At 68.5% G+C, this 19,855-nt stretch carries 19 protein-coding genes, 1 tRNA gene and 1 pseudogene; 14 read left to right on the top strand and 7 right to left on the bottom strand.

What is annotated here, in order from left to right; all coding sequences use genetic code 11:
• The 4 genes from ponA2 to ABW137_RS35335 form a co-directional block, all read left to right on the top strand.
• The coding region (gene ponA2, locus ABW137_RS35350; RefSeq protein ID WP_526407532.1) for a transglycosylase/D,D-transpeptidase PonA2 at positions 1–2,026 on the top strand (2,026 nt) is incomplete at its 5' end.
• 73 nt (positions 2,027–2,099) lie between these two features.
• A complete protein-coding gene (locus ABW137_RS35345) occupies positions 2,100–3,071 on the top strand; it encodes a metallophosphoesterase (protein WP_526407530.1) in 972 nt (323 codons plus the stop codon).
• Positions 3,068–4,171: an L-cysteine desulfhydrase Cds1 gene (gene cds1 / locus ABW137_RS35340; protein ID WP_526407528.1), complete on the top strand. Its 1,104-nt coding sequence runs from the start codon at positions 3,068–3,070 to the stop codon at positions 4,169–4,171. Before ABW137_RS35345 ends, cds1 begins: the two co-directional genes overlap by 4 nt.
• 313 nt (positions 4,172–4,484) lie before the next feature.
• Positions 4,485–4,558, top strand: a tRNA-Pro gene (locus ABW137_RS35335).
• 90 nt (positions 4,559–4,648) lie between these two features.
• Here the strand turns inward: ABW137_RS35335 and ABW137_RS35330 are convergent.
• Positions 4,649–4,948 carry a type VII secretion target gene (locus ABW137_RS35330; protein ID WP_526407526.1) on the bottom strand — a complete coding sequence of 100 codons (300 nt, stop codon included), beginning with the start codon at positions 4,946–4,948 and terminating at the stop codon, positions 4,649–4,651.
• A 388-nt stretch (positions 4,949–5,336) separates the two neighbouring features.
• Between ABW137_RS35330 and ABW137_RS35325 the strand changes: the two genes are divergently transcribed.
• Positions 5,337–5,888 carry a UCP032817 domain-containing protein gene (locus ABW137_RS35325; RefSeq protein ID WP_526407536.1) on the top strand — a complete coding sequence of 184 codons (552 nt, stop codon included), beginning with the start codon at positions 5,337–5,339 and terminating at the stop codon, positions 5,886–5,888.
• On the opposite strand, the gene ABW137_RS35320 is transcribed toward ABW137_RS35325, so the two are convergent.
• The 3 genes from ABW137_RS35320 to ABW137_RS35310 all read right to left on the bottom strand — a co-directional run bounded on the left by ABW137_RS35320 (position 5,885) and on the right by ABW137_RS35310 (position 7,685).
• Positions 5,885–6,127 (bottom strand): hypothetical protein, encoded by a 243-nt coding sequence (locus ABW137_RS35320; protein ID WP_526407524.1) that lies wholly within the window; start codon positions 6,125–6,127, stop codon positions 5,885–5,887. The two genes, ABW137_RS35325 and ABW137_RS35320, sit on opposite strands and share 4 nt — an antisense overlap.
• Positions 6,128–6,194: 67 nt before the next feature.
• Positions 6,195–7,181 (bottom strand): LLM class F420-dependent oxidoreductase, encoded by a 987-nt coding sequence (locus ABW137_RS35315; protein WP_526407522.1) that lies wholly within the window; start codon positions 7,179–7,181, stop codon positions 6,195–6,197.
• A 39-nt stretch (positions 7,182–7,220) separates the two neighbouring features.
• Positions 7,221–7,685, bottom strand: a complete 465-nt coding sequence (locus ABW137_RS35310; RefSeq protein ID WP_526407521.1) for a GatB/YqeY domain-containing protein — start codon at positions 7,683–7,685, stop codon at positions 7,221–7,223.
• Positions 7,686–7,761: 76 nt separating this feature from the next.
• On the opposite strand from ABW137_RS35310, the gene ABW137_RS35305 reads away from it, so the two are divergent.
• The 5 genes from ABW137_RS35305 to ABW137_RS35285 are packed head-to-tail and all read left to right on the top strand — an operon-like array spanning position 7,762 to position 13,123.
• A complete protein-coding gene (locus ABW137_RS35305) occupies positions 7,762–9,042 on the top strand; it encodes a DUF7847 domain-containing protein (protein WP_526407519.1) in 1,281 nt (426 codons plus the stop codon).
• Between the two features lies 1 nt (position 9,043).
• Positions 9,044–9,697 carry a DUF4129 domain-containing protein gene (locus ABW137_RS35300; protein WP_526407517.1) on the top strand — a complete coding sequence of 218 codons (654 nt, stop codon included), beginning with the start codon at positions 9,044–9,046 and terminating at the stop codon, positions 9,695–9,697.
• Positions 9,679–10,830, top strand: coding sequence for a DUF4350 domain-containing protein (locus tag ABW137_RS35295; protein ID WP_526407515.1), 1,152 nt, complete (start codon positions 9,679–9,681; stop codon positions 10,828–10,830). The genes ABW137_RS35300 and ABW137_RS35295 overlap by 19 nt, the downstream gene beginning before the upstream one ends.
• Positions 10,827–11,801, top strand: coding sequence for an AAA family ATPase (locus ABW137_RS35290; RefSeq protein WP_526407513.1), 975 nt, complete (start codon positions 10,827–10,829; stop codon positions 11,799–11,801). Before ABW137_RS35295 ends, ABW137_RS35290 begins: the two co-directional genes overlap by 4 nt.
• The gene (locus tag ABW137_RS35285; RefSeq protein ID WP_526407511.1) at positions 11,801–13,123 is read left to right on the top strand and encodes a DUF58 domain-containing protein; all 1,323 of its coding nucleotides are present in this window, start codon (positions 11,801–11,803) and stop codon (positions 13,121–13,123) included. Before ABW137_RS35290 ends, ABW137_RS35285 begins: the two co-directional genes overlap by 1 nt.
• 3 nt (positions 13,124–13,126) lie before the next feature.
• On the opposite strand, the gene ABW137_RS35280 is transcribed toward ABW137_RS35285, so the two are convergent.
• Positions 13,127–14,119 (bottom strand): stage II sporulation protein M, encoded by a 993-nt coding sequence (locus ABW137_RS35280; protein WP_526407509.1) that lies wholly within the window; start codon positions 14,117–14,119, stop codon positions 13,127–13,129.
• 28 nt (positions 14,120–14,147) lie between these two features.
• Here ABW137_RS35280 and ABW137_RS35275 point away from each other — a divergent pair, with 28 nt between their 5' ends.
• The 3 genes from ABW137_RS35275 to lfrA all read left to right on the top strand — a co-directional run bounded on the left by ABW137_RS35275 (position 14,148) and on the right by lfrA (position 17,415).
• Positions 14,148–15,014 (top strand): RDD family protein, encoded by an 867-nt coding sequence (locus ABW137_RS35275; RefSeq protein ID WP_526407507.1) that lies wholly within the window; start codon positions 14,148–14,150, stop codon positions 15,012–15,014.
• A gap of 104 nt (positions 15,015–15,118) precedes the next feature.
• A complete protein-coding gene (locus tag ABW137_RS35270) occupies positions 15,119–15,691 on the top strand; it encodes a TetR/AcrR family transcriptional regulator (RefSeq protein WP_526407505.1) in 573 nt (190 codons plus the stop codon).
• A 119-nt stretch (positions 15,692–15,810) separates the two neighbouring features.
• Positions 15,811–17,415 (top strand): efflux MFS transporter LfrA, encoded by a 1,605-nt coding sequence (gene lfrA / locus ABW137_RS35265; protein ID WP_526407534.1) that lies wholly within the window; start codon positions 15,811–15,813, stop codon positions 17,413–17,415.
• Here lfrA and ABW137_RS35260 read toward each other — a convergent pair.
• Positions 17,327–17,596 (bottom strand): annotated as a pseudogene (locus tag ABW137_RS35260) (anthrone oxygenase family protein); the annotation flags it as partial. The gene lfrA and the pseudogene ABW137_RS35260 sit on opposite strands and share 89 nt — an antisense overlap.
• 219 nt (positions 17,597–17,815) lie before the next feature.
• Here ABW137_RS35260 and ABW137_RS35255 point away from each other — a divergent pair.
• Positions 17,816–18,751, top strand: a complete 936-nt coding sequence (locus tag ABW137_RS35255) for an AraC family transcriptional regulator (RefSeq protein WP_526407503.1) — start codon at positions 17,816–17,818, stop codon at positions 18,749–18,751.
• Here ABW137_RS35255 and ABW137_RS35250 read toward each other — a convergent pair.
• Positions 18,748–19,855, bottom strand: a 1,108-nt coding sequence (locus ABW137_RS35250) for a cation:proton antiporter (protein WP_526407501.1), incomplete at its 5' end; no start/stop codon positions are given. The two genes, ABW137_RS35255 and ABW137_RS35250, sit on opposite strands and share 4 nt — an antisense overlap.

Raw genomic sequence — 19,855 nt, 5'->3', positions numbered from 1 at the left:
GAAGAACTACCAACTGCTGGTGATCGCGCAGACCGATGCGGAGAAGCGCGCGGCGATCGAGACCACCCCGGCCCGCAAGCTGCGCGAGATCCGGATGGCTCTCACGTTGGACAAGACCTTCGCCAAGCCGGAGATCCTCACCCGCTATCTGAACCTGGTGTCGTTCGGCAACAACGCGTTCGGAGTCCAGGACGCGGCCCAGACCTACTTCGGTATCAACGCCTCCGAGCTGAACTGGGAGCAGGCCGCGCTGCTGGCCGGCCTGGTCCAGTCGACCAGCTCGCTCAACCCCTACACCAACCCCGAGGGTGCGCTGGCGCGTCGAAACGTGGTGCTGGACACGATGATCGAGAATCTGCCCGGCGAAGCCGCGGCGCTGCGGGCGGCCAAGCAGCACCCGCTGGGCATCCTGCCGCAGCCGCAGGAGCTGCCGCGCGGGTGCATCGCCGCCGGGGACCGCGCGTTCTTCTGCGACTACGCGCTGGAATACCTGGCGCGCGCGGGCGTCAGCAAGGAGCAGGTCGCCAAGGGCGGCTACCTGATCCGCACCACGCTGGACCCCGACATTCAGAACTCGGTGAAGACGGCCGTCAACGACATCGCCGCCCCCGATCTGACCGGCGTCGCCAGTGTGATGAGCGTGATCAGGCCGGGCAAGGAAACCCACCCCGTGGTGGCGATGGCGTCCAACCGCAACTACGGGCTGAACCTCGATGCAGGCGAGACGATGCAGCCACAACCGTTCTCGCTGGTGGGTGACGGCGCAGGGTCGATCTTCAAGGTCTTCACCACGGCCGCGGCGCTGGAGATGGGCATGGGCATCAACGCCCAACTCGACGCGCCGTCGCGCTTCGAGGCGAGAGGGCTGGGCAGCGGCGGCGCCAAGGGCTGCCCGCAGGCCACCTGGTGCGTTCAGAACGCAGGCAACTACCGCGGATCGATGAGCGTGACCGATGCCTTGGCCACCTCTCCGAACACCGCTTTTGCGAAGCTCATCTCCCAGGTTGGGGTCCAGCGCACCGTCGACATGGCCATCAAGCTGGGCCTGCGCTCGTACGCACTGCCGGGAACCGCCCGCGACTACGACCCCGAGAGCAACGAGAGCCTCGCCGACTTCGTGAAGCGGCAGAATCTCGGCTCCTTCACGCTGGGTCCCATCGAGGTCAACGCGCTGGAACTCTCCAACGTCGCGGCCACCCTCGGCTCCGGCGGCACGTGGTGCCCGCCGAATCCCATCGACAAGGTCTTCGACCGCAATGGTCAAGAGGTGTCGGTCACCACCGAAACCTGCGAGCAGGTGGTGCCAGAGGGCCTCGCGAATACGTTGGCCAATGCGATGAGCAAGGACGACACCGGGTCGGGCACCGCGGCGGGATCCGCGGGTTCGGTGGGCTGGAGCCTGCCGATGTCGGGCAAGACCGGCACCACCGAGGCTCACCGCTCGTCGGGCTTCCTTGGCTTCACCAATGCGTTCGCCGCAGCCAACTACATCTACGACGACTCGACCACGCCTGGCGAGCTCTGCTCATTCCCGCTGCGGCAATGCGGGTCCGGCGATCTGTTCGGCGGCAACGAGCCTGCCCGCACCTGGTTCACCGCGATGAAGCCGATCACCCCGGACTCCGTGGCGCTGCCCCCGACGGATCCGCGCTACGTGGACGGCGCGCCGGGTTCGCGCGTTCCGAGCGTCGCCGGGATGAGCCCGGACTTGGCCAGGCAGCGACTGAAGGACGCCGGCTTCCAGGTCGCCGACCAGACGACGCCCGTCGGCAGCGGCTCGCCCGTGGGCGCCGTCGTCGGCACGTCGCCATCCGGACAGACGGTCCCCGGGTCGATCATCACGATTCAGGTGAGCAACGGCATCCCGCCTGCGCCTCCGCCACCGCCGCCTGGCGTCTTCCCGCCGGGTGTGGACCCGAACGCGATCCCCGCCCCGATGGGCTCGACGGTGGTGCAGATACCTGGCCTCCCGCCGATCACGGTTCCGGTGTTGGGTCCACCACCGCCTCCGCCTCCACCGCCCTGATCGGGGCGTGAAGTTGGTGACGTGATCCTGTGAGGGCGCCGTGACCAAGCGGATGTGGCAGTAGGCTGCGTACATGCTCGCCCGTTCGACGAATTTGACGAAGACCGCCACTCGGGTTGGTTCGGTGGCCGCCGGTTCGCTGGCCGTGGGGATCGCCTACGCGACGCTGATCGAGCGCAATGCGTTCGTCGTGCGGGAGACGACGATGCCGGTCTTGACGCCCGGGTCGTCGCCGCTGCGGGTCCTGCATCTCAGCGACTTTCACATGAGGCCTGGGCAACGCCGCAAGCAGGCGTGGATCCGCGAGCTCGCCGGATGGGAACCCGACCTCGTCATCAACACCGGTGACAACCTCTCGCACCCGAAGGCCGTGCCGTCGGTGGTGCAGGCTCTCGGCGACCTTCTGTCGGTGCCCGGGCTGTTCGTCTTCGGAAGCAACGACTACTTCGGCCCCCAGCCGAAGAACCCGACGCACTACATCTTCAAGCCGTCACGGCGTGTCACCGGCGAGCCCCTGCCCTGGCAGGACCTGCGCGCGGCATTCACCGAACGCGGATGGCTCGACATGACCCACACGCGTCGGGAGATCGAGGTCAAGGGTCAACTGATCGCCGCCGCTGGGTTGGACGACCCCCACCTGTCCCGCGATCGGTACGACACCATCGCCGGGCCCGCCAGTCCGGCGGCCAACCTCACACTCGGACTGACGCACGCGCCATACACCCGGGTACTCGATCGCTTCGCCGCCGACGGCTACCAGCTCGTGCTTGCGGGCCACACCCATGGCGGGCAACTGTGCTTGCCGTTCCATGGGGCTCTGGTCACGAATTGCGACATCGACCCGTCGCGGGCCAAGGGTCCGTCGCGATGGGGCGCCAACATGCAGCTTCACGTATCGGCCGGCCTTGGCACGTCGCCCTACGCTCCGTACCGTTTCTGCTGCCGACCGGAGGCGACGCTCCTGACGCTGGTGGCGGCGCCCACGGGGGGCGGCAGCCTCGGCAGTAAGCACAGCGTGTCCCACCCGACAGTATCGGCGCGGTGACGGACCGCTCGTCCTTCGCCGTTCGTAGTCGCCCGCGCGATTGGGTGCACAACGCCATTCGACTCATCGAGGCCGATGCCAAGCGCAGCGCCGACACGCATCTCCTGCGTTACCCGATGCCCGCCGCCTGGTGTGAGGGCGTCGACGTCGCGCTCTATCTCAAGGACGAGACGACGCACATCACCGGTAGCCTCAAGCACCGATTGGCACGGTCGTTGTTCCTCTACGGGTTGTGCAACGGGTGGATCGACGAGGGCACGACGGTCATCGAGGCGTCCTCGGGTTCGACGGCGGTCTCCGAGGCGTACTTCGCGGCGCTGATCGGTGTCCCGTTCATCGCGGTGATGCCGTCATCGACCAGCACCTCGAAGATCAGGATCATCGAATCACAAGGCGGCCGTTGCCATTTCGTGGCCGAGTCGTCGCAGGTCTACGCCGAGGCTGAGCGGTTGGCCGACGAGACCGGCGGTCACTACCTCGACCAGTTCACCAACGCCGAACGGGCCACGGACTGGCGCGGCAACAACAACATCGCGGAGTCGATCTTCACCCAGATGCAGGACGAGCCGTTCCCGGTTCCGGAGTGGGTGGTGGTCGGTGCAGGCACGGGCGGCACCAGCGCGACCATCGGACGTTACCTGCGCTACCGCCGGTACCCCACCAGGCTCTGCGTGGTGGACCCGGAGAACTCGGCCTTCTTCCCGTCGTACGCGCACGGCACGGCTGATGCGACGGGCAAGTCATCACGGATCGAGGGAATCGGCAGACCCCGGGTGGAGCCGTCGTTCCTTCCGGACGTAGTGGACCGGATGCTGGTCGTGCCCGATGCGGGCTCGGTTGCCGCGGCGCACCACGTCAGCAAGGTCCTGGGCCGCAAGGTCGGCCCATCGACGGGTACGAACGTGTGGGGTGCCTTCGAACTGCTGGCGAAGATGATCGCGGAGGGCCGAAGCGGATCGGTGGTAACGCTGCTCGCCGACAGCGGCGAACGCTATACCGATACCTACTTCGACGCGGAGTGGCTTACCAGCCAGGGATTGGATCCCTCAGAGTCGTCGAAGGTGCTCATCGAATTCGAGCGGTCCGGCCGCTGGCTCTGATCCGTCCACTTGTCGCTGCCGCGAAAGCGCTCCGACGTCATGAATAGCCACACCGCGGCCACGGCGAACAATCCGAAGTAGATTGCGGCTCCCAACCCGGTCATGTGTGGGCCTTTCCTGCCAAGTGTCTCGGTCTATTACCTGGTGATAACGCCGCCGGGGGCGGATTTCATTCCGGTTGGACGACCACGTCCGGTGCCGTTCTCACGCTGGCCTACGTCTACCCATCTGCGGCGCAAGTAACCATCGGGGGTGCGCGTGGAGGCGTTTGGCTTCCGAACGCCCCGGTGCGATACGCTGTCGTGGCTCTACGCGGGGTATGGCGCAGCTTGGTAGCGCGCTTCGTTCGGGACGAAGAGGTCGTGGGTTCGAATCCCGCTACCCCGACCGCGTATCGGCAGATCAGAGGCGGTCGTACTCCACGGGGTGCGGCTGCTCTTCTGTCTGGGTCGCCGACGGATCAGAGATGCGCCGCAGTCACTGCGCCGGTTCGGCGATTCGACGCCCGAGTTCGGCGTCGGCACGTCGATAGTGGTCGGCCGCGGTGCACAGGCTGGCCGAATGCGTGGACAGATCACCACTGATCACGCCTGCGGCACCGTCAAGCAATGCACCGGCGATCGCGCAGGCCGCTCCGCTGGCCAGACCGGGCATCCCGGTAACCGCCGCAGTCATCGACTGGCCGGAGGCCATTCCCGCGACGTATTGGCCCACCCGCAGCTGTTCTTCGGCGGCCACGACCAACCGCGCCGGGTCCACCCGCAACGTCGCTTCCATGGCTCTTGATCCTAAGCCGGTCCCGCCCGGCACCTCGGCACGTCTTGGGCTGCCGTCAGCCGCCGCCGCAGCCACCACCACCGCCGCAGCCACCACCGCCGCCGTCGCCGCCACTGCCGTGACCACCCTCACCGGCGCCGCTTCCCGCGTCGAACCCACCAATACCGATGCTTCCCAGAGCAACCCAAGCTCCGCCTCGCTGGGCGCGGCGGCGGTCCCGTTTGCGCGATGTGGACGCGCGCCAGGCTTGCAGGCTCTCCTCGTGGGCCTCGGCGATGGTCGGGGGTGGTCGCCTCGGTCGGCGACGCCTAGTGAGCCACACGGCAGCGAACGCCGCCCCGGCCACCACACCGATGATCACGACCACCTGAACCCCACCCATGATCGGATGCTACGCCGATTCACGCAGGTCAACTATGGTGAATCCGTGTGGCGCCGACACGAGCAGCGGTTCGAGAAGGCGGGTGCCGCAGTCGAAGCGCTCGTCCTGACGCCTGCGGTATTCAAGACCTGCCCGTGGCAGCCGCGGGAGCTGATCGAGACGGGTTTGCGGCAGTGGCTGCGCTGCTGCGCGGCCGCGCTGCGCGACGGTCAGGTCATCGGGATGCCGTCACGCGCAGTGGATGAGGCGTGGCACGGCCTGATCCTCTGTACCGCAAGGTATTCGGCGTTCTGCACTAGTGCATACGGGGTGTTTCTGCATCACCATCCCGACGACGACGTCGCCGAGTCCGATGCGGGCCGGCCCGCCGCGTCGAATGGCGACCGACTCCGCCGGACCGTCGTCGCGTGGTCACTGGTCGCCAAGCCTGGCGAGGAATGCGTGCTGTGGGACCTCGACCACCGGGTCGGCGTCGAACACCCGTGGGGGTTGGCCGCTGCGCACGTCGCCGCGATCCAGAACGCCATTGCACGCCCCGGCAGCAGCCAACGGTCCTAGGCCAAGACCGCCACGCCCCGCGTGGCGGTGTCGCGGTACGCCTTGGCGTACATGGCGACGGACGTGAGCTCGAGGACGCCAAGCAGAACCATGGGCCAGACGGCGCCCGCCGCGAGGCTCAGGCCGGTGCGGTGTGGTGCCGGGCGGCGCTGGTCACCGAACCGCTCGCTTGCGACGAACACCACGACGGCAGCGGCGATCGCCACTGCGCAGTAGCCGATTGCCAGAGCCCAAGCCACGATTCCCCCTGCGGGTCGACGTCAGGAGCACGATTTCCCTGCTGAGCGCCGTTTGAAACACTCAGGGTCAGGTCGCCGCCGAGCGCAGTTTCTGCAGCAAAGGTTGCGCCGCCTCCTTGAGGAAGCGGTCCTGACCCTGGTCTCCGACCTGCACCAGCGCGATGTCGGTGAAGCCGGCCTTCCAGTACTCACTGACCGCCTCGACGATGGCATCGAGGTCGGGCCCACACGGGATGGCTGCGGCAACGTCTTCGGGACGGACGAACTGGGTGGCACCGGCGAACCCCGCCGTGGTGGGAAGGTCAGCGTTGACGGACCAGCCACCGGCAAACCAGCGGAATTGTTCGTGAGCCCGCTCGATGGCGGCGTCGCGGTCGGGATCCCAGCAGATGGGGATCTGCCCGATCACCCGCGAGTCGCCGGGCAGACCGGTGCCCCGGCGTGCTCCGAGCCACCCGTCGACGACATCCCGGTCCGGTTCGACGGCGATCAGATGGTCGGCCAACGGTGCGAACGTCTCCACCGAACGCGCGCCCGAGACGGCCGCGGCGATCGCAACGGGCACCTCGGGCACGTCCCAGAGTCGTGCCGAGTCGACTTCGAAGTAGTCGCCCTTCCAGTCGACCACGTCACCGGTGAACAGCTCCCTGATGATCTGGATGGCCTCGCGCAGCATGTCCTGCCTGCGGACGATGGTGGGCCACCCCTTTCCGACGACGTGCTCGTTGAGGTTCTCTCCGCTGCCGACACCGAGCGTGAACCGGCCGTCGGCGAGAATCTGCACGGTCGCGGCCTGTTGCGCGACGACCGCAGGGTGATAGCGGACCGTCGGGCACGTCACGTAGGTCATGAGTTCGGTGCGCTCGGTCGCGTGCGCCACCGCCCCGAGGACCGCCCACGCGTTGGGCGCATGCCCTTGTGCCGACAACCAGGGTGAGTAGTGGTCGCTGCACACCTGGAAGTCGAACCCGAGGCTTTCAGCCGAAACGGCGTAGTCCACCAGCTGTTTGGGACCGCTCTGCTCTGTCATCAAGGTGTATCCGAACCGCGTCATATTCGAACGCGTACCCGACCTCGGTCGGGCCGAAAACCCCTACAGACGTTCTTTCACCGCCGCGGACAGCCGCGGACCGTCGGCCTTGCCTTCAGCGATGGCCACCGCTGCCTTCATCACCTGACCCATCTGCTTTAGCCCTGGGCGTTCGCCGATCGCCTCGGCCACCTGGGCGATGGCGGTGTTGACGACGTTGGCGAGCTCGTCGTCGTTGAGTTGGGTCGGCAGGTACTCGTCGATCACGCTGGCCTCGGCGCGTTCGTTGGCTGCCAGTTCACCGCGCCCGTTGGTCACGTAGATCTCGGCCGCCTCGCCGCGCTTGCGCGCCTCCCGTGCGAGCACCTTGAGAACCTCGTCGTCGGAGAGTTCACGGACCTGCTTGCCAGCCACCTCTTCGGACTGGATTGCCGCGAGCAACATCCTCAACGTCGCCGTGACCAATTTGTCTTGCGCCTTCATCGCCGCCGTGAGGTCGGCGCGCAGCCGATCCTTGAGTTCCGCCATGGCGTAAACGCTACGCTGGCGGGCCGCTTCGACGGCTCATCAGCAGACGTTGAGATTGCGGCGGGGTATCGACAGGATGGTGGGCATGAGCAGCGACGCCGGGCGGCCCGATGCGACCAGCGCGCCGCTGCCGGAGGATTCACTGCCCGCGTACGGCCAGCCCGCCGCCGAGTCGTTTCCCGCGGGCGACTACGCGCCGCCGAACTACCCACCCCCGCCGTACTACGCCCCCGCGCAGGGGTATCCACCGCCGACTGGCTACTCGGCGCCCTCCGGTCATCACCCCGGCTATCCGCCTCCTGGGTACCAGCAGCCGGGCTACCAGCAGCCCGCGGCGTACGGGTACCCGCCACCGGGGTACTCACCGCAGGCCCTGAAGCCCGGCGTCATTCCGCTGCGACCGCTGACGATGTCCGACATCTTCAACGCCTCGATCAACTACGTGCGCGCCAACCCCAAGGCCACCCTTGGCTTGACCACCATCGTCGTCGTCATCTCCCAGGTCATCGCGCTTCTCATCCAGATCGGGCCACTCGCGGCGACCGGGGCCCTGACGCCCCTCTCGTCGACCAGTGTCGAGCAGGGTGAGGTGTCGGACTCGGCGTATGTCGGGATGCTGTTGTCCAGCCTGGCGGGCAGCCTCGCGACGGTGTTGGCGGGCATCGTTCTCAGCGGCCTGCTGACCGTCGTCGTCGGGCGCGCCGTGTTCGGTGCGAAGATCACCATCGGGGAGGCGTGGCAGCGGGTTCGGGGCAGACTCCTGGCGCTGCTCGCCGTCACGGGTTTGGAGGCGGGCGGCGCACTGCTCCTGATCGCCCTCGTCGCAGGCGCGATCGCCGCAGCGGTCTACATCGCCGGCGGCGCGGCCGGATTCGTGCTCGGTGCGCTGCTGGTGTTGGCGTTGATCGTGCTGCTCGCCTACCTGTACACGATGCTGAGCTTCGCCCCTACCCTGATCGTCCTGGAGCGCATCGGCGTCATGGCCGCCATCACCCGGTCGTTCAAGCTGGTCAAGAACGACTTTTGGCGGGTGTTCGGCATCCGGCTGCTGGCGGTGCTCATTGCGGGCGTGATCTCGGGAGCTGTCGCGGTGCCGTTCAGCATCGTCGGCCAGATCATGATCACCGTCGGCGAGTCCACCACCCTCATCGTCATCGCGTTCATCGTCATCGCGGTGGGCGGTGCCATCGGGCAGATCGTCACGGCCCCGTTCAACGCGGGAACGGTCGTGCTGCTCTACACGGACCGCCGCATCCGAGCCGAGGCCTTCGACCTGGTGCTGCAGACCGGCACCGCGGTGCCGCCGGGGGCGCGCGCCGACTCGACGGACGACCTCTGGCTGAGTCCGCACCGCTGACGTGTCCACCATCGACATCGACCGCGACGCTGCACGGGACGCCGCCGAGAACGAGCTCAACAAGCCCATCTACCCGCGAGGATCGCTGACCGAGCAGCTCGCGGCGTGGCTCGACGACCTGCTCTACAAGATCATGGCGGCGGGTGCCTCCGTTCCTGGCGGCTGGCTGACCATCTCGGTGCTTGGTGTGCTGGTCGTCGTCGCCGTGATCGTCGCGGTCCGCGTGGCACGTCGCACCATGCGGACCGACCGGGGATCGCAGAGCGGACTTTTCGGCGCCCAGGAGATGAGTGCGGCCGAGCATCGCGCCGCCGCCGAACAATGCGCCGGGCGCGGCGACTGGGCGGCCGCGATCCGGCATCGAGTCCGCGCGGTCGCGCGACACCTGGAGGAGACCGCAGTCCTGAACCAGATGCCAGGACGGACGGCCACCGAACTCGCCAGGGACGCCAGCCTCGCCTTTCCAGATCTGACGGTCGAGTTGCGAAGCGCTGCAGAATCGTTCAACGCCGTCACCTACGGCGCACTGCCCGGCACCGAATCGTCCTACCGGGCGGTCGCCGAACTCGACGACCACCTCGTCAGGCACATCACGACCGGCCTCGCCGTCGACACCGCCGCGGGCTGCGCCGACGAATGGGTCGAGGTCCGATGACGAGACGCGAGGCAGGAGTCGTCCGACGGTTCCGCACCGCGCGGTGGGTGGCGCTGGCGTTCGTGGTCATCGCGGCGGTATCGGGAGTGAGCGCGTACCTCACCGCGTCGCGGCCGGGCGCCCGAATGGATCCGGCGGCCACGTCACCCGCGGGCGCCCATGCCATCGCGGCGCTGTTGGAGGACCACGGCGTCGAGGTGATCGAGGCCAAGGACATCGCCGCCGTCGAACGGGCCGCAGGGCCGGATGCCCTGCTGCTGGTCACCCAGACGCAATACGTGATCGGTGACGACGCGCTTCACCGGCTCAGCGGTCTGCCGGGTGACGTCCTGCTCGTCGAGCCGGTGTCGCGCACCCAGGAAGCGTTGGCGCCCAAGGTGAAGACCGCCGACGACGTCAGCATCGGCGGTGACCCGGATTGTGACCTGCCCGAGGCGACGCGTGCCGGCACCGTCCAACTCGGTGCCAGCCCCACTTACGAGAGCGCCGACGACGCCGACGTCGCGCTGACGAGGTGCTACGGCGGGGCCGTCGTCCGCTACCGCGACGCGGGCCGGACCGTCACCGTCGCGGGCAGCGCAGACTTCATGACCAACGAGGGCCTCCTCGACGAGGGCAACGCCGCGTTGGCGATGAATCTCGCGGGCTCGCACCCCCGGCTGATCTGGTACACCGCCGAGCGAGTGGTTGGCGAGTCGGACGGCTCGGCATCCATCGTCGACCTCATCCCCAGCCGCGTCGGCTGGGTGGTGCTGCAACTGTGCCTGGTGGTCCTTCTGGTCGCGCTGTGGCGGGGACGCCGGATCGGACCTCTTGTCGCAGAGGATCTTCCGGTGGTGGTTCGAGCGTCGGAGACCGTGGAGGGCCGCGGCAAGCTCTACCGGTCCCGCCGCGCGCGCGATCGGGCGTCGGCGGCCTTGCGGACCGCTGCGCTCGGACGGATGCTTCCGCGACTGGGCGTTGGCGCCCAATCCCCGCCCGCCGCGGTGATCGAGACGGTCGCGCAGCGCGTGACCAACGGCGCGGCCGCCGTGGAGTACGCGCTGTTCGGACCGGAACCCCCGGACGACGCCGGTCTGCTGAACCTCGCCCAACTCCTCGACGACATCGAAAGGCAGGTCGCCAACTCGTGACCCATTCCACCCCCTCGGCGGTTGATCAGGACGGGGCCCGAAACGCCCTGCTGGCCTTGCGGTCTGAGATATCGAAGGCCGTCGTCGGGCAGGACGCCGTGGTCAGCGGTCTGGTGATCGCCCTGCTGTGCCGGGGCCACGTGCTGCTCGAGGGGGTGCCGGGGGTGGCCAAGACCCTTCTGGTCCGCACGTTGTCGGCGGCACTGCAGTTGGAGTTCAAGCGCGTGCAGTTCACCCCGGATCTGATGCCCGGCGACGTCACCGGGTCCCTGGTCTATGACGCGCGGACTGCCGAGTTCGAGTTCCGCGCCGGGCCCGTGTTCACGAATCTCCTTCTGGCCGACGAGATCAACCGCACTCCACCCAAGACGCAGGCGGCGCTGCTCGAAGCGATGGAGGAACGTCAGGTCAGCGTCGACGGCGAGGCGCGGATGCTTCCCGATCCGTTCATCGTAGCGGCGACGCAGAACCCGATCGAGTACGAGGGCACCTATCAGTTGCCGGAGGCTCAGCTCGACCGATTCCTGCTCAAGCTCAACGTGCCGCTCCCCCCGCGGGATCAGGAGATCGCGATCCTGTCCAGGCATGCACACGGTTTCGACCCCCGCGACCTGTCGGCCGTCCGGCCCGTGGCAGGTCCGGCGGAGCTGGCGGCGGGCCGCGACGGGGTGCGCCGGGTGCTGGTCGCCGACGAGGTTCTCGGCTACATCGTCGACATCGCAGGCGCGACACGGCAGTCACCGTCGCTGCAACTCGGCGTCTCTCCGCGCGGCGCCACGGCCTTGCTCGCCACCTCTCGGTCGTGGGCCTGGCTGTCCGGGCGCAACTACGTGACCCCCGACGACGTCAAGGCGATGGCCCGGCCGACACTGCGACACCGGATCGCGCTACGTCCCGAGGCCGAACTCGAGGGCGCCAACCCCGACGGGGTCCTCGACGGCATCCTGTCATCGGTGCCGGTACCGCGATAGTGGTCCTCACCGGCCGAGCCGGCCTCGTCGCACTGGTCTGCGTACTGCCGATCAGCGTATCGCCCTGGCCTGCAGAGACTTTCGTAGTCCTGCTCGGCCTGTTGCTGGTGGCGCTCGTCGTCGACGTCGCCCTGGCGGCCAGCGCCAGCGGGCTTCGCCTCAGCAGGCTCGGTGACGGGGCGGCGCGCCTCGGCGAGCCCGTGGAGGTCGCCCTGGTCATCAAGAATCCGGGACGCCGAACGTTCCGGGGGTGGGTCCGCGATTCCTGGGCGCCATCGGCTCGCGCGGAACCACGCACGCACGAGGCCACTATCGTTGGGGGGCAACGGGTTCAGGTGGATACCACGTTGCGTCCGATGCGTCGGGGAGATCAACGCTCGGCCCTTGTCACCGCACGATCGGTCGGCCCCCTCGGACTGGCGGGACGGCAGCGGTCCCATCGGGTGCCGTCGCAGGTGCGGATCCTGCCACCGTTCCTGTCGCGCAAGCACCTTCCATCGCGACTGGCCAAACTCCGTGAACTCGACGGCGCGATCCCGGTGCTGATCCGGGGGCAGGGCACGGAGTTCGACTCGCTGCGCGAATACGTCGTTGGCGACGACGTACGCTCGATCGACTGGCGGGCCACCGCGCGACGCGCCGACGTCGTCGTGCGGACCTGGCGTCCGGAGCGCGACCGTCGGGTCGTCATCGTGCTGGACACCGGGCGGACCTCTGCGGGGCGTGTCGGCGTCGACCCCACCGCGAGCGACCCCAGTGGGTGGCCGCGGCTGGACTGGTCGATGGACGCCGCGCTGCTACTCGCGGCGTTGGCGTCGCGCGCGGGTGACCACGTGGACTTCGTTGCGCACGACCGGGTTCCACGCGCAGGCGTGTACCACGCGTCGCGGACCGAATTGCTTCCCCAGCTCGTCGAGGCCATGGCGCCGCTGCAGCCTGCGCTGGTGGAATCCAATGCGCCCGCGATGGTGGCGACGGTGCGGCGGCGGTTGCGGGGGCGGGCGTTGGTGGTCCTGCTGACCGACCTGAATCCCTCGGCGTTGGACGAGGGGTTGATGGGCGTGCTTCCGCAACTGTCGAGCAGGCATCGCGTGGTGATCGCGGCCGTCAGCGATCCCCGCGTCGATCTACTCGCCACGGGCCGATCGGATGCGGCACAGGTGTACGACGCCGCCGCGGCGGAACGCTCCCGCAACGACCGGGGGCTGATCGCGACGCGGCTCCGGCGCCACGGCGTCGACGTCGTCGATGCGCGCCCGGAGGATCTGGCCCCCGCGCTGGCCGATCGCTACCTCGCGATGAAGGCCAGCGGCAAGCTGTAGGGGTCAGGTGGTTGGCACCAGGTCGGGGGCGTCGTCGACGTCGCCGATCTCGCCCGCGGCGACGGCCTTGCGGCCGAAGTGCACGACGTAGGCGATGAAGGCGGCCTCGGCCGCGACGCCGATCGCGATGCGCACGAACGTCGGAAACGGCGACGGGGTGACGAGGGCCTCGATGAGGCCGGACACCAGCAGGACCGCGACGAGCCCGACGGCGACCGCGACCACGGCACGCCCCTGCTCGGCGAGCACCTGGCCGCGCGGCCGGTCCCCCGGCGAGACCACCGACCAGCCCAGCCGCATCCCCGCGCCCGCGGCGAGGAACACGGCGGTCAGCTCGAGAAGCCCGTGCGGGGTGATGAGCGCCAGGAACAGGTCGCCCTTCCCCGCATCGAACATCAGGCCGCCAACGACCCCGAGATTTGCGGCGTTCTGAAAGAGCACGTACGGGATCGGCAGGCCGAGAAGGATGCTGAAGCCGATGCACTGCGCGGCGACCCACGAGTTGTTGACCCACACGCGCAGCGCGAACGATCCGGCGGGATTCTCGCTGTAGTAGGAGGCGAAGTCGTTGTTGACGAGCTCCGCGATGCCCGACGGGGTGCCGATGGTGGCCTGCACCTCCGGGCTGCCCGCCACCCAGGCGCCGATGACGATCGCCACGGCTAGCGACGCGACGGCCGACCCGAGCCACCACCGCCACGATCGGTACGCCACGACGGGGAAGGACACCGTCCAGAACCGGGCGAACTCGCTCCACACCGGGGCGTGGGCTCCGGTCACGGCGGCGCGGGCGCGGGCGACGAGGCCGGACAATCTGCCGATCAGGACCGCGTCGCTCGACGCGCTGCGCACCGTCGACAGGTGCGTGGACACCCGCTGGTACAGGTCGACCAGCTCGTCGACCTCGTCGCCGGTGAGTTTGCGGCGGCGTTTGACCAAATGTTCGAGCCTGTCCCACGTCGGCCGGTGGGCCAGCACGAAGGCATCGACGTCCACCCGTGGAATCCTAGTAGCGTTGGTCATCATGGTGGCTCAGCCCGAACCGTTGGTCACGGGTGATGCGGTGGTGCTCGACGTGCAGATCGCGCAGCTGCCGGTCCGGGTGCTGTCGGCACTGATCGACCTGACCGTGGTGTTCGTCTGCTATCTCATCGGGTTCTCCCTATGGGCGATCACCACCAACCTGGACGATGCCCTTTCGGCGGCAGTGCTGATCATCTTCACGGTGCTCGCCTTCGTGGGGTATCCGGTCATCTTCGAGACCGCCACCAGGGGCCGATCGCTTGGCAAGATGGCGCTGGGGCTTCGGGTGGTGTCCGATGACGGCGGGCCAGAACGATTCCGCCAGGCCCTGTTTCGCTCGCTGGCGGGTTTCATCGAGATCTGGATGTTCTTCGGCGGGCCTGCCGTCATCTGCAGCATGCTTTCGGCTCGGGGCAAGCGGATCGGCGACGTCTTCGCGGGCACCATGGTGATCAGCGAACGCGGACCGAGGATGGCGCCCCCACCGCCCATGCCACCGGGTCTGCAGTGGTGGGCGTCGTCCCTTCAGCTTTCCGGGCTGCGTCCCGAGAAGGCCGAGCTCGCCCGCCAGTTCCTTACCCGGGCAACACAGTTGGAGCCGGGTGTCCGCGATCAGATGGCGCATCGGATCTATGGCGAGGTCGTCGCCCAGATCTCGCCGCCGCCCCCGGCGGGGGCGCCGCAGGCGTTGGTGCTTGCGGCGGTGCTGGCCGAGCGGCATCGGCGCGAGTTCGCACGGCTGCGCCCGGCCGGTCCGCCACCCGGTTACCCGCCGCCTTCGCAGGGGCCCGGTTACGTCGCGCCCAGCCATCCGCAGGGGCCCGCCAGCCATCAGCAGCCGCCAGGAGGGTTCGCCGCCCCGGATTGATCCGCGCCTGCCCGCTTGTCGGGGTCACGGTGCGTCCGACACCTGGCGCGCCAAATTGGGACACCGATGTACCATTTTGATGCTAGCGTGCTACATTTAGACGCATGGAGGCTTCGCTTGCGGTGCAGGGGGGTGCACGCTCGCGCACCCGCAAGGCGATTCTCGACGCCGCCATGTCCGTGCTCGCCGAGAATCCCACGGCGTCGCTCGCCGACATCGCCACCGCTGCCGAGGTGGGCCGGAGCACCCTGCACCGCTACTTCGCCGAGCGCCTTGAACTGCTGCGCGCGGTCGCGCTGCACGTGCACGCGATGAGCAACGCCGCCATCGAGCACGCCGAGCCGGACTGCGGACCTCCCGTCGAAGCCCTGCGCCGCGTCGTCGAGTGCCAACTGGACCTCGGGCCGATCGTCCCCTTCGTCTACAACGACGCGACGATCCTGGCCGACCCTGGCGTCGCCGCCGAACTCGACACCGGCGACGAAGTGATCGTCGAGGTGCTCAACAGAGTCGCCACCCAGGGCACCGCGGGGCCGCCCGACTGGCCGCGCCTCGTCTTCTGGGCCCTGCTGACCGCCGGATATGACGCGGCGAAGCGCGGCACCCCCCGCGTCCAGGTCGTCGACGCCATCATGGCCAGCCTCACGGTTGGCACCATCAATCCGAATCATTCTTGACGCCAATGGGTTTCATGACCCGGCGTCGTTCTCAGGAGAACGAAGTGTCACTTCGCGTGGACGTTCCCACGACGCCCGCCGCCACGCCGCGGCGGGCCTGGTTCGCGCTGGCGGTACTCATGCTGCCGGTGCTACTGATCGCGGTCGACAACACCGTGCTGGCGTTCGCGCTGCCGAGCATCGCCCAGGACTTCCGTCCGTCGGCGCCTACCCAGCTGTGGATCGTCGACGTCTACTCACTCGTGCTGGCCGCGCTGCTGGTCACCATGGGCAGCCTTGGCGACCGGGTCGGTAGGCGCCGCCTGCTGATGATCGGTGCGGCCGGCTTCGCGGTGGTGTCCGCCGCGGCGGCGTTCGCCCCCAGCGCGGAAGCCCTCGTCGCGGCCCGCGCCCTGCTCGGCGTCTTCGGCGCGATGCTGATGCCTTCGACGCTGTCGCTCATCCGGAACATCTTCACCGACGCGTCGGCCCGCAGGCTCGCCATCGCGCTGTGGGCGTCGTGCTTCACCGCCGGGTCGGCCCTCGGTCCGATCGTCGGCGGCGCGCTTCTACAGCACTTCCACTGGGGCGCCGTCTTTCTGGTCGCCGTGCCGATCCTGCTGCCGCTGCTGGTGTTGGCGCCCCGGCTGGTGCCGGAGTCCCGCGACCCGAGTCCGGGCCCGCTGGACATGGTCAGCGTGTTGCTGACGCTGACCACGATGCTGCCGGTGGTCTGGGGCATCAAGTCGGCTGCCCACGACGGGTTCTCCTGGCTGGTCGTTGCCGCGTTCGCCGTCGGCATCTCCTCCGGTATCGCCTTCGTGCGCCGTCAGACCGGCCGTGCCACACCGATGCTCGACGTCGGACTGTTCAAGAACGCACCGTTCACGTCGTCGATCTTGGCCAACTTCCTGTCCATCGTCGGCCTGATCGGGTTCATCTTCTTCATCTCCCAGCACCTGCAGCTGGTCCTCGGGCTGAATCCGTTGGAGGCAGGTCTGGTCACGCTCCCGGGCGCCGCGCTCTCGATGGTCGCGGGCATCGCGGTGGTGCCACTGGCCAAGCGCTACGCGCCGCATGCGCTGATGGTCATCGGTCTGGTGCTCGTCGCGGCAGGCTTCGTGGCCATCCTGCTGTTCCGGCACGATCTCACGGTGATGGCGATCATCGCGTCGTTCATCGTGCTGGAGATCGGTGTCGGCGTCTCGCAGACCATCTCGAACGACACCATCGTGGCGTCGGTGCCCGCCGCCAAGTCGGGCGCCGCCTCGGCGGTGTCGGAGACGGCCTACGAACTGGGCGCCGTGGTGGGAACCGCAACCCTCGGCACCATCTTCACGGCGTACTACCGCGCCAATGTGTCTCTGCCGGGCGGTCTTTGGCCTCATCAGGAGGCGGATGCCAGGGAGAGCATCGGTGGCGCCGTCTCGGTGGCCCACACGCTGCCGCCGGCGTTGAGTGAGCGTCTCCTGGAGTCGGCGCGCACCGCGTTCGACGCGGGCATCGCGCCGACGGCGACCATCGCCGCGGTGTTGACGCTGATCGCCGCCGCGGTGGTGGCCTATTCGTTCAGGGGGACCGCAGGCCGAGCAGGATCAGCGCCGCGCCCAGCAGCGGTGCCACCGTCCGGACGTGATTCCACGCCGTCCACGGAGTCAGGTACGCCTGCCATTCCCGCAACGCGTCCGCTGCGGACAGGCCCGACGGATCCACCGCAGCCAGCCGATCGTTCAGCGGGACGTTGAACGCCATCGTGACGACGAAGGCCACCAGGCCAAGCCCCGCCCCGGCGAGCACGTAGCCGGTTCCCGGCTGCGACAGCCGGAACAGCGCGATGGCGCCGACGGCCAGTGCCAATAACGTCGAGCCGACGAACAGCACCAGGAACGCCGCGTTGGCCTGCGCCTCGGCGTTGATGCCTCGCATGGCGGTGATGGCGTCGGTGGGCTCCGTGCGGTCCAGACCCTTCATGACGAAGGTGGAGAAGGCGTAGAACAGACCGCCGACGGCGGCGCTGGACACCGCGGTTGCGGCGCAGGCGATGAGGTAGGGACTCGTTGTCATGGGTTCAGTCAAGCCCGCTGCTTTGAGACGATCCATCGTTGTTAGTCCCATATGCATACGCCATCGTCTAGCTTCGGTGGGGTGGACGTTCTGGGTGGGCTACTCGACGGTGTCCGCGCCCGAGGCGCGTTCGTGCTCCGGCTGTCGCTGAATCCGCCATGGTCGATGCGCATCCAGGATGATGCGCCGTTAACGCTGATCTGCGTGACGGCCGGTAGTGCCGTGATCGTCACGGAGTGCGGTGATCGCTTCGACCTGCGACCCGGTGACGTGGCGGTCGCACGTGGCACCGAGCACTATCTGTTCGCAGCCGATCCGGCGACCGCACCGCAGGTGGTGATCCACCCCGGCAACCGGTGCACCACGCTGCGCGGCGAGGATCTTCGCTTCGAGATGTCGGTCGGCGTGCGGACGTGGGGCAACACCGCGGTCGGCGCGGACCGCGCCGTCATCTGCGCGTACGAGGGACGAAGCGAGGTGAGTTCGCGTGTACTGAACGCACTTCCGACGGTTTTGGTGTTGCGCGCCGAGGACTGGACCACCCCATTGGTCGGACTGCTGGCCGTCGAGGCGGGCCGCGACGGGCCCGGCCAGGAGGCCTACCTCGACCGCCTACTCGACCTGCTGCTGATGGACGTGTTGCGCACGTGGTTCGACCGTGCCGAGCGTGCCCCCGTCTGGTGGGAGGCCGATCGCGATCCGGTCGTCGGGCCCGCACTGCGACTCATCTACAACAACCCGGAGCATCCCTGGACCGTCGCCAATCTCGCGGCATCCGTTGGCTGTTCGCGGGCGGTGTTCGCGCGCAAGTTCACCGGTGCCGTCGGCGAGCCACCCATCGCGTTCCTCACCGGCTGGCGCCTCGCACTGGCCGCGGATCTGCTGCGCGGTAGCGGCGACACCATCGCCTCGGTCGCCCGCCGAGTCGGCTACAGCACGCCGTTCGCGTTGAGTAGCGCCTTCAAACGGGCCTACGGCGTGAGCCCCAACGTGCACCGTGCGCAGCTCTCCGGTTAGCGCGCGCGGGCGGCAACCATTCCCGCGATCGACGTGGCGGCGATGGTGACGAGCGCGCCGAGGATCAGCGCGGAGGGCTCGCCGGGTCCGAGAAGATGCTGTTCGGTGCCGAGGGTGGCCGCGGCGACGGGCACCCCGAGCTGGGCGGCGGCGATCGCGCCGAGCGGCAGTGGCTGCCCAAGCACCCTGCCCGTGCAGTGCGCCAGCACGGCGCCCAACCCGAGGGTCACGCCGAGTGCGATGAACTCTGGACGGTCGGCGAGCTCGCGTACCTGCAGTGACGCCCCGAGCCATACGAAGAACAGCGGCCCGAAGAAGCCCTCACTGATGCCAAGCAGCTGTCGCGCCAGCCGCTTGGGTTCGCCGATGGCGTTGACCACCAACCCCAGTGCGAAGCCGGCCAGCATGATCGACACGTGGGTGGTGATCGCGAGCGCCGCCAGCGCGAACAGCAGGATGAGGCTCAGGCGGAGCTCCAACGCCAGCTCATGCGCCTCGGAGTAGCGGTGCGCCCGCTTGCGCAGGCCCCGACGGTCGAAGTATCGCAGCGCCACGAACAGAACCGCGGCGCACGCCGCGATCGCCAGCGCTCCGAGCGCAGCCCGAGGGGCGCGAGCGGGGTCGATGACCAGGGGCAGCAACACGATCGACGCGGCGTCGGCGATCGCGATCTGCGCCTTCACCGACAGCACGGGAGGCCCGTCGAGCTTGAGGCCGTCGATGACCGGGAGGGCGACCGCCGCCGACGACGACGCCATCAGCACGGCGTACAGCGCGGCGTGGCCGGTGCCGAAGATCCGCGCCAGCACGACGCCGAGCGCGGCGGCAACGGCTCCCACCAGCAGGGCGCGCAGCACCGCCCCGGGGATGCCCTTGCGCAATGACGCATCGCGGACGGGGACGTGGGTGCCGACGACGAACATCACCAGCGCAAAGCCGATGTTGGACAGTAGGACGAAGGTGGGGTCGGTGGTGTCGACGACGTCGAAACCCGTCTTGCCGATGACGACTCCCGCGACGAGCTCACCGACGATGACGGGGATCCTCAGGTGCGGCACGGCGGTGAGCAGTGGGCCGGCCATGCCGATCACGACCAACAGGGCC

Source organism: Mycobacterium sp. (assembly GCF_040509115.1).
Taxonomy (GTDB): Bacteria; Actinomycetota; Actinomycetes; order Mycobacteriales; family Mycobacteriaceae; genus Mycobacterium.
This window is presented reverse-complemented; position numbering and strand designations above follow the sequence as displayed.